This window comes from Acidovorax sp. HMWF018 (assembly GCF_003061035.1).
Classification (GTDB): Bacteria; Pseudomonadota; Gammaproteobacteria; order Burkholderiales; family Burkholderiaceae_C; genus Acidovorax; species Acidovorax delafieldii.
Map to the genome: position 1 here is coordinate 17,602 of NZ_QAIM01000339.1, position 8,660 is coordinate 26,261.

General features: G+C 64.9%; 9 protein-coding genes. 5 read left to right on the forward strand and 4 right to left on the reverse strand.

Features of this window, described 5'->3' with window-relative positions; all coding sequences use genetic code 11:
• Positions 1 to 204 precede the first annotated feature (204 nt).
• Positions 205 to 690 (forward strand): thioesterase family protein, encoded by a 486-nt coding sequence (locus DBR23_RS12775; RefSeq protein ID WP_056059361.1) that lies wholly within the window; start codon positions 205 to 207, stop codon positions 688 to 690.
• Between the two features lie 150 nt (positions 691 to 840).
• Positions 841 to 1,398, forward strand: a complete 558-nt coding sequence (locus DBR23_RS12780; RefSeq protein WP_108498496.1) for a polymer-forming cytoskeletal protein — start codon at positions 841 to 843, stop codon at positions 1,396 to 1,398.
• 60 nt (positions 1,399 to 1,458) lie between these two features.
• Here the strand turns inward: DBR23_RS12780 and DBR23_RS12785 are convergent, their stop codons facing one another.
• Positions 1,459 to 1,881, reverse strand: a complete 423-nt coding sequence (locus DBR23_RS12785; RefSeq protein WP_015012492.1) for an acyl-CoA thioesterase — start codon at positions 1,879 to 1,881, stop codon at positions 1,459 to 1,461.
• Between the two features lie 127 nt (positions 1,882 to 2,008).
• Between DBR23_RS12785 and DBR23_RS12790 the strand changes: the two genes are divergently transcribed.
• The 3 genes from DBR23_RS12790 (at position 2,009) to DBR23_RS12800 (ending at position 5,247) form a co-directional block, all read left to right on the forward strand.
• Complete coding sequence (locus tag DBR23_RS12790) at positions 2,009 to 3,865, forward strand: ABC transporter ATP-binding protein/permease (RefSeq protein WP_108498497.1); 1,857 nt, start codon at positions 2,009 to 2,011, stop codon at positions 3,863 to 3,865.
• Positions 3,866 to 3,908: 43 nt separating this feature from the next.
• Positions 3,909 to 4,841: a 2-hydroxyacid dehydrogenase gene (locus DBR23_RS12795; protein ID WP_108498498.1), complete on the forward strand. Its 933-nt coding sequence runs from the start codon at positions 3,909 to 3,911 to the stop codon at positions 4,839 to 4,841.
• 73 nt (positions 4,842 to 4,914) lie between these two features.
• A complete protein-coding gene (locus DBR23_RS12800; protein WP_108498499.1) occupies positions 4,915 to 5,247 on the forward strand; it encodes a nucleotide pyrophosphohydrolase in 333 nt (110 codons plus the stop codon).
• Between the two features lie 177 nt (positions 5,248 to 5,424).
• Here the strand turns inward: DBR23_RS12800 and DBR23_RS12805 are convergent, their stop codons facing one another.
• From DBR23_RS12805 to DBR23_RS12815, 3 genes are read right to left on the reverse strand one after another with little or no spacing between them, the layout of a single operon-like run.
• Positions 5,425 to 6,462 (reverse strand): DctP family TRAP transporter solute-binding subunit, encoded by a 1,038-nt coding sequence (locus DBR23_RS12805; RefSeq protein WP_108498500.1) that lies wholly within the window; start codon positions 6,460 to 6,462, stop codon positions 5,425 to 5,427.
• Positions 6,463 to 6,500: 38 nt separating this feature from the next.
• Positions 6,501 to 7,799: a TRAP transporter large permease gene (locus tag DBR23_RS12810; protein ID WP_108498501.1), complete on the reverse strand. Its 1,299-nt coding sequence runs from the start codon at positions 7,797 to 7,799 to the stop codon at positions 6,501 to 6,503.
• On the reverse strand, positions 7,796 to 8,359 hold the full coding sequence (locus DBR23_RS12815; protein ID WP_056059347.1) for a TRAP transporter small permease: 564 nt from the start codon (positions 8,357 to 8,359) through the stop codon (positions 7,796 to 7,798). Before DBR23_RS12815 ends, DBR23_RS12810 begins: the two co-directional genes overlap by 4 nt.
• Positions 8,360 to 8,660 lie beyond the last annotated feature (301 nt).

Below are 8,660 nucleotides of genomic sequence, written 5' to 3' on the forward strand. Positions count from 1 at the left end.
TTGCTGCAGGAGTGGGCGGGTGGCCGCGAATGCCTGGCCGACGCGCTGCGTGGCGCCTCGCGGTTTGCGGCTGGGCAGGGACGCCACGGCCAGTTTTAAGTCAAAATGCCTCGAGGTGCTGGTGTATCAAGCGCCAGCAGCTATAAAAACAGGAGTCATCGGACCGGTGGGCGCAGCGCGCTGCAGGTCCGCACACAGCACACCATGAGCAAAACCATTTCCCCCCAGCCACAGGCTTTTGAGCCCGAGTTCATCGCCGGGCTCAAGTCCATCTTTGAAGAAAAGATCGTGTTCAACCAGGTCCTGGGGCTCAAGGTCACCGCCCTGGCGCCTGACGGCGTGGTGGGACGCATTGACATGAAGCCCGACCTGGTGGGGCACTACGCCTACAACCGTATTCACGGTGGCGTGATCAGTGCGGGGCTCGACGCCATGGGCGGCCTGGCCGTGATGGCTGCGATTGGCGCCAAACATCTGGACGAGCCGCCCGAGCAGCGCCTGCACCGCTTTGCCAAGCTGGGCACCATTGACCTGCGCATCGACTACCTGCGCCCGGGCATTGGCAGCCACTTTGAGCTGCGCGCGCAGGTGTTGCGGCTGGGCTCGCGTGTCGCCACGACACGCATGGAGTTTCTGGGGCCGGATGGGCAGATCATGTCGGCGGGGGCTGCGGCGTACATCGTTTCTTGATCCGGGCGTGCTGCCGTGCGCGGGATGTGTGATCCCGCAAGCCTTGCAAGCGCATGCTACGAGAGAACCGTTTGGTTACCGTTCTTGCGTAACGAAGGCATCTTTCCCGGGGCACGAAACCTACGATGACTCTCTTTTCAAGGAGATCTGATGGCCGTGCAAAACCCTTTCTTTGGCAAGCGTGAACCCGAGTCGTTCCAACCCCGCAGCAGCACCACCTCAGGCTCCGTATTGGGCGGCACGGCGTCCAGCAGCGCTGCATCTGCGCAGCCGGCGCCTGCTCCGGCTGCCCCCAAGTCGGCCAGTGCCAGCGACAGCTCGGGCAGCAAGCTCACGGTGGGCCCGAACATCAAGCTCAAGGGCGTAGAGATCACCGACTGCGACACGCTCGTGGTCGAAGGCACGGTCGAGGCCACGATGGATTCGCGCGTGATCCAGATCTCGGAGCACGGCGCCTTCAAGGGCTCGGCTGAGATCGACATTGCCGAGATCCACGGCGAGTTCAACGGCACGCTCACCGTGCGGCAAAAGCTGGTGATCTACAGCACCGGCAAGGTCAACGGCAAGATCCGCTACGGCAAGCTGGTGGTGGAAGAGGGTGGACAGCTGGCGGGAGAGATCGAGGCCGGTTTTTCCGCATCGTCGTCCAGCAGCACACAGCGGGCAGCAGCCCCCTTGAGGGCTGAGCCAGCCGCGCTGGCAGCCTGATCTGCATTCACAGCCGCGCCGCGATAGGCGCGGTCAGTCCGTTCGATTCCGTTCGGTGGCTCACGCAGGCGCGTTGTGCTTGGGCACCGGGCGCGGCCTGCCCTGGTGGTCGATGGCCACATAGGTCAGTCGCGCCTCCGTCACTTTCACATACTGCCCCTGGGCAGAAAAACGCTCGGCATACACCTCCACCTCCACGGTGACCGAGGTGTTGCCGACGCGCGTGATGGCCGAGAAGAACGACAGGATGTCGCCCACGCGCACGGGCTGCTTGAAGATGAATTCATTGACCGCCACCGTGGCCATGCGGCCCTGGATGTAGCGCGCGGGCAGCACGGAGCCCGCCAGGTCGACCTGCGCCATCACCCATCCGCCAAAGATGTCGCCATTGCCGTTGGTGTCGGCGGGCATGGGGATGACCTTGAGCACCAGCTCCTTGTCGGTGGGCAATGCGGCGGGTGGTGGGCTGAAAACGGCAGACATGGGCACAATCTCGGTTGGGGCTGAGCCAATCCTTGGGGAAACCGGTGGTTTCACAAGGCCTCGCGCCCTGAAAAAGCCACCTGGGCATCAGCCAGGTCGGTAAAAACAACAACCGGAATTGTCCCCCATGCGCCACCACGGCGAAACCTCCCCCCCTGCCGCCGCCAACGCGCCCGGTGCCACCGCCAGTGGCATGGCCGCCAGTCCCGCACCGGTCCAGTCGGACTGGGTCACCCTGCACCGATTGCTGCCCTACCTGTGGCAATACAAATGGCGCGTGATAGCCGCCATCGTCTTCATGGTGGGCGCCAAGTTCGCCAACGTGGGCGTGCCCATCCTGCTCAAGACGCTGGTCGATGCCATGAGCCTGAAGCCGGGCGACCCCGCCGCGCTGCTGGTGGTGCCGGTGGGGCTGCTGGTGGCCTACGGCGCGCTGCGGCTGTCCACCTCGCTGTTCACCGAGCTGCGCGAGCTGGTGTTTGCCAAAGCCACGCAGGGCGCAGCGCGCTCGATTGCGCTGCAGACCTTTGAGCACCTGCACGCCCTGAGCCTGCGGTTTCACCTGGAGCGCCAGACGGGTGGCATGACGCGTGACATCGAGCGCGGTGTGCGCGGCATCGAGTCGCTGATCTCGTTCACGCTGTTCAACGTGGTTGCCACCCTGGTCGAGGTGGTGCTGGTGCTGTCGGTGCTTGCCATCAAGTTCGACGCCTGGTTCGCGTGGATCACGCTGGCGGCGCTGGCGCTGTACATCCTCTTCACGGTGCTGGTGACCGAGTGGCGCACCCAGTTCCGCCGCGAGGCCAATGAGTTCGACTCGGCCGCGCATTCCAAGGCCGTGGATTCGCTGCTCAACTACGAGACGGTGAAGTACTTCAACAACGAAGGCTTCGAGGCCCGCCGCTATGACGAAAGCCTGGAGCGCCTGCGCCGCGCGCGGCTGAAAAGCCAGACCACGCTGTCGCTGCTCAACACCGGCCAGCAGCTCATCATTGCTGTGGGCCTGGTGGCCATGCTCTGGCGCGCCACGCAGGGCGTGGTCGATGGCCGCATGACGCTGGGCGACCTGGTCATGGTCAATGCCTTCATGATCCAGCTGTACATCCCGCTCAACTTTCTGGGCGTGATCTACCGCGAGATCAAGCAGAGCCTGACCGACCTGGACAAGATGTTCACGCTGATGGACAAGGAGCGCGAGGTGGCTGACGCCCCTGGCGCCCAGCCGCTGGCGGGGCTGGACCAGCCCACCGTGCGTTTCGAGGACGTGGTGTTTGCCTATGACGCCAAGGGCGGGCGCACCATCTTGCAAGGCATCAGTTTCGAGATCCCGGCGGGCAAGACGGTGGCGGTGGTGGGGCCCTCGGGATCGGGCAAGAGCACGCTGGCGCGGCTGCTGTTCCGCTTCTACGACATCCAGCAGGGGCGCATCACCATTGCGGGGCAGGAGATCCGCAGCGTGACGCAGGCCAGCGTGCGCCAGGCCATTGGCATCGTGCCGCAAGACACGGTGCTGTTCAACGATACCGTGGCCTACAACATCGCCTATGGCCGCCCTGGCGCCACGCAGGACGAGATCGAATCCGCCGCCCGCGCCGCGCGCATCCACGACTTCATCGCCAGCACACCCAAGGGCTACGCCACCATGGTCGGCGAGCGGGGGCTCAAGCTTTCGGGCGGTGAAAAGCAGCGCGTGGCGATTGCCCGCACCTTGCTCAAGAACCCGCCCATCCTGATCTTTGACGAAGCCACCAGCGCGCTGGACTCCGCCAACGAGCGCGCCATCCAGGCCGAGCTGCAGGGCGTGGCGCAGAACAAGACCACGCTGGTGATTGCCCACCGCCTGTCCACGGTGGTGGACGCGCACGAGATCCTGGTCATGGACACGGGCCGCATCATCGAGCGCGGCACGCACGCGCAGCTGCTGGCCCTCGGCGGCCGCTACGCCAGCATGTGGTCGCTCCAGCAAAGCGATGCTGCCGCCTGAGCGGCATCCCTCTCTCTTTTATTTGTTTCGCGATTTGTAATCCATGAAGCCCGTCCTTCTCGCCCTCATGTTTTTGTCTGAAGAGCACATCGCCCAGATGGCCCAGACCTTTGAAGTGATCTACGCCCCCGATGCACCGCAGGCCGCCACCGCCATCGCGCAGCACGGCAGCCGCGTGCGTGTGGTGCTCACCATCGGTGCGGTGGGCCTGAGCCCGGCGCAGATCGATGCGCTGCCCGCGCTCACACTCATCTGCGCACTGGGCGCAGGCTACGAGAACGTGGCGGTGGCCCATGCCAAGGCGCGCGGCATTGTGGTGGCCACCGGTGCAGGCACCAACGACGACTGCGTGGCCGACCACACTTGGGGCCTGCTGATCGCGGCGCAGCGCCGCATCCTGCCGCTGGACAAGGCCACCCGCGCCGGCATCTGGCGCACGGCCTTGCCGCTGCCGCCCAACGTGTCGCACAAGCGGCTGGGCATCATCGGCCTGGGCACCATCGGCAAGAAGATTGCCCAGCGCGCGCTGGGCTTCGAGATCGAGGTGGGCTACCACAACCGCAGTGCACGCACCGATGTGCCTTACCGCTACTTTGCCGATGTCACCGCGCTGGCCGAATGGGCGGACTTCCTCGTGGTCGCCACGCCGGGCGGCGCGGGCACCAGGCACCTGGTCAACGCAGACGTGCTGACGGCGCTCGGCGCGCGGGGCGTGGTGGTCAACATCGCACGCGGCAGCGTGATCGACACCACCGCCCTGGCCGCAGCGCTGCGCGACGGCCGTATTGCCGCCGCAGGGCTGGATGTGTACGAGAGCGAGCCCGCCCCTCCGGCCGAGCTGCTGGACCTGGACAACGTGGTGCTCACGCCCCATGTGGCGGGCTGGTCGCCCGAGGCGGTGCAGGCCTCGGTGGACCGGTTCATGGAGAACGCCCGGCGCCATCTGGCGGGTGAGGCGCCGGTCACGCCGGTGTGACCGGTTTGGGGCCGTGCAGGTCGATAGCGCTAGTGGAATATGCGTTGTTAGCTATTGAATCAGGAGCAATGGAATGTCTGTCGATCTGACGGCGCTGCAGACCCGGTTGCGCGCGTTTGCGGCGGAGCGGCAGTGGCAGCCGTTCCACACCCCCAAGAACCTGGCGATGGCGCTGATGGTCGAGGCGGCCGAGCTGGCCGAGATCTTCCAGTGGATGACGCCGGAACAGTCGCTCGCCGTGCGTGAGGACCCGGCGCTGAAGGAGCCCATTGCCGATGAGGTGGCCGACGTGCTGCTGTACCTGCTGCAGCTCGCGGACCATGCGGGCGTGGACCTGGCGGAGGCAGTGGAGCACAAGCTGCGCAAAAACGCGGTCAAGCACCCAGTTCCCGATGGTTTGAAGTGAAAGTGGCCGGTAGCGCTAGTGCAATATGCTTGTGTTGCTATCAAATTAATAGTTTCATGGCGGATGCAGCACCAGGGCCCGTTTTCCGGTCTACCCAGCAAAAAGCCCCGCCATGGCGGGGCTTTGGCATGTACCGGGCGACTGCTCGCACCGGTGACGGACGGGCCCACTCAAGGGTCATTTCTTGCGTGCAGCAATGGCCTTCTCGGCAGAGCCCACGAGGTCGGCGCCGATCTGGCCCTTCCACTTTTCGTACACGGGGCGCGTGGCCTTCACGAACGCGTCGCGCTCAGCGGCTGACAGCTGCGTGACGGTCACGCCGTTGGCGGCGATTTCCTTGAGCAGGGGCTTGTCGGCCTCGACCACGCCTTTGCGGGCAATAGCGATCTGTTCCTTGCCCGCCTCAATTGCCGCCTGCTTCACGATCTCTCGATCAGCGGGGGTCCAGCTCTTCCAGATGTCCTTGTTCACCACAAAGACCAGCGGGTCCACCACATACCCCCAGATGGTGATGTGCTTTTGGGCCACGGTATGCAGCTTAGCGGCCTGATAGACAGCAAGTGGATTTTCTTGGCCATCTACAGCACCACTGGCAAAGGCCGGCTGTGCATCTGCCCAGCTCATTTGTGTGGGGTTGGCACCTAGCGCTGTAAAGGTATCAATAAACAGTGGAGAGCCGGTAATCCGAATCTTCATCCCTTTCAAATCGTCCGGCGTTTTGATTGGGCGTTTGGAATTAGAGACTTCTCTGGATCCGTTTTCACCCCAGGCCAGCGGCATGACACCTGCTTTGTCCAGCGTCTGGAAAATCTGCTTGCCCACGTCGCCTTGCGTCACTGCATCGACGGCAGCGTAGTCGGGGAACAGGAAGGGCAGCGAGAACAGGTTGAGCTGCTTGACCTGGGGCGACCAGTTGATGGTGGAGCCCACGGCCATGTCGATCACGCCCTGGCGCAGGGCGCTGAACTCGCGCGTCTGGTCGCCCTGGATCAGCGACACGCCGGGGTAGAGCTTGATGTTGATGCGGCCCTGGGTGCGCTCGCGCACCTTGTTGGCCCACAGCTCGCCGCCCTTGCCCCAGGGAAAGGCCGTGCCCAGCACCAGCGACATGCGGTACTCGCTCTTGTACGCGGTCTGCGCGATGGCGGCCGGGGCGGTGAACGCCAGGGCGGCGGCAGCGGCCACGGCGGAAGTGAGGAAGGTGCGCAGTTTCATTGTTTCAGTCTCCTGGTTAGAAATTCGTCGTTAAGGGGTCAGTAGCCCAGTTTGGCGGGCAGCCACAGGGCCAGTTGCGGGAAGGCGATCACGGCCACCATCACGAGGAACATGGCGAACAGCATCCAGCCCACCCATCGCACGGTCGATTCCATGCGCACACCGGCAATGCGGCAAGACACCATCAGGTTCACGGCCAGCGGGGGGGTGAATTGGCCCAGAGCGACCTTCAGGGTAAGGATCACGCCGAACCAGACCGGGTCCCATTTGTAGTGCTGCATGATGGGCAAGAGTAGCGGTACGAAGATCAGGAAGATCGAGATGCCGTCAAGGAACATGCCCACCGTGATCAGCAGCACGATGAGCAGTGCCAGCACGCCGTACTCGCCCAGGCCCGAGTTCACGATGGCGTTGGCCACCGGGTCGATCACGCCCAGTGTGGACAGCGAATACGCAAAGATGCCCGCGAGCGACACCACGATGAGGATCACGGCGGACAGCTCGCCCGATTCGCGCAAGATGGGGAACAGATCGCGCACCTTGATCGTGCGGTGGATCACCATGCCCACGAACAGGCCGTAGAACACCGCGACCACGGCGGCTTCCGTCGGCGTGAACCAACCGGCCCGCATGCCGCCCAGGATCAGCACCGGCGCGGCCAGGCCCCAGGTGGCCTCACGCAGGCTCTTCCAGAATGGGGGGCGGGGCATGGTGGCTTCGAGCGCGCCCATCTTGTGCTTGCGCGCCATCCACACGGCGGGCACGATGAGCGCCACGCCTGCCAGGATGCCGGGGATCATGCCAGCCGCAAACAGCGCGGGCACCGAGGCGCCGGGCACCAGCACCGAGTAGATGATGAACGCGACCGAGGGCGGGATCAGGATGTCCGTGGCCGCAGCGGCCCCCACCACGCTGGCCGAGAACGAGGGCGGGTAGCCCGCGCGCGACATGGCCGCGATCATCACCCCGCCCACAGCGGCGGCATTGGCCGGGCCCGAGCCCGAGATGCCGCCCAGGAACATGGCCACCGCAATGGCCACCAGCGGCAGCATGCCCGGGCCACGCCCGACGATGGCCACGGCAAAGTTCACGAGGCGCAGCGCCACGCCCGAGCGGTCGAAGATGGAGCCCACCAGCACGAACATGGGGATGGCCAGCAGCGGGTATTTGCCCAGCCCGGCGTAGAAGTTCTGCGGCACGGCCAGCAGGCCGAACCACTGGCTGTCGGCGTTAGCCAGCGCAATGGCGGCGGCTCCGGCCAGGCCCAGCGCGGCGCCAATCGGCACGCCCACAAACATCAGGCCCAGAAAGGCCACAAACAGCAGCGTGGCGATCATGGTTGCGCATCCTTGTGCGCCGGGGCGGCATCGCTGACCGCGCCGCGGCTGCGGCGGATGAACAGCCCGATGGCGCGTGCCGTGATGAGCGCCGAGAACACGGGCAGCCAGATCGAATACCACCACTGCGGCACGCCGATGCCGGGGGAGGTTTCGCCAAAGCTGTAGTCGTCCCACACCACGCGCACGCTCAGAACGGCGATGACGCCAAACAGCAGGGCCACAGTGGCCGCGCCCAGCATGGACAGGCGCTTGCTGCGCAGGGCAGAGCCGCCCTCGGCAAAGTACTCGATGCGGATGTGCTGGTCACGTGCCACGGCGGCTGAGCCTGCGATGAGCGCCAGCGCGATCATCAGGAACACCGAGATTTCTTCGGTCCAGGCGAACGAGGAGTTGGTGAAGTAACGCACCAGCACGTTGGCAAAGGTGATGAGTGCGAGGGCCGCCATGACGATGACGGTGAGCCAGTCTTCAAGGCGCAGCGAGCGGGGCTCGGCCTCGGGACTCGCGGCGCCGGGCAGTGCGTCGGTCGCAGGCCCTTGGGGGGAGGAGGAGGACATGGGGCAGGGGAAGGAGGAGAACAAACACGGGAGCATGCGGGTCGCCCTGCCCGGCAGTGTTGTGCACCAGGGGCCTCGACGCTGAGCGCTGTAGGCGCCGCTTTCTATTATGCGATGGGTTGCTATGCATGCACACCATTGGTGCGCCGCGTCAGCACTGTGTAAACCCTCATGCCAGCGGCCAGCACGGTGTAGCCCGCGCGCGGATAATGCACCGATGGAAACCAAGTGGCTTGAAGATTTCGTCAGTCTTGCGGAAACCCGCAGCTTCAGCCGGTCAGCGCAGCTGCGGCATGTGACC

Excerpts from the sequence above, each read along its gene's own strand:
- DBR23_RS12775 (WP_056059361.1), top strand. The coding sequence starts at position 205 with ATGAGCAAAACCATTTCCCCCCAGCCACAGGCTTTTGAGCCCGAGTTC.
- DBR23_RS12780 (WP_108498496.1), top strand. The coding sequence starts at position 841 with ATGGCCGTGCAAAACCCTTTCTTTGGCAAGCGTGAACCCGAGTCGTTC.
- DBR23_RS12785 (WP_015012492.1), bottom strand. The coding sequence starts at position 1,881 with ATGTCTGCCGTTTTCAGCCCACCACCCGCCGCATTGCCCACCGACAAG.
- DBR23_RS12790 (WP_108498497.1), top strand. The coding sequence starts at position 2,009 with ATGCGCCACCACGGCGAAACCTCCCCCCCTGCCGCCGCCAACGCGCCC.
- DBR23_RS12795 (WP_108498498.1), top strand. The coding sequence starts at position 3,909 with ATGAAGCCCGTCCTTCTCGCCCTCATGTTTTTGTCTGAAGAGCACATC.
- DBR23_RS12800 (WP_108498499.1), top strand. The coding sequence starts at position 4,915 with ATGTCTGTCGATCTGACGGCGCTGCAGACCCGGTTGCGCGCGTTTGCG.
- DBR23_RS12805 (WP_108498500.1), bottom strand. The coding sequence starts at position 6,462 with ATGAAACTGCGCACCTTCCTCACTTCCGCCGTGGCCGCTGCCGCCGCC.
- DBR23_RS12810 (WP_108498501.1), bottom strand. The coding sequence starts at position 7,799 with ATGATCGCCACGCTGCTGTTTGTGGCCTTTCTGGGCCTGATGTTTGTG.
- DBR23_RS12815 (WP_056059347.1), bottom strand. The coding sequence starts at position 8,359 with ATGTCCTCCTCCTCCCCCCAAGGGCCTGCGACCGACGCACTGCCCGGC.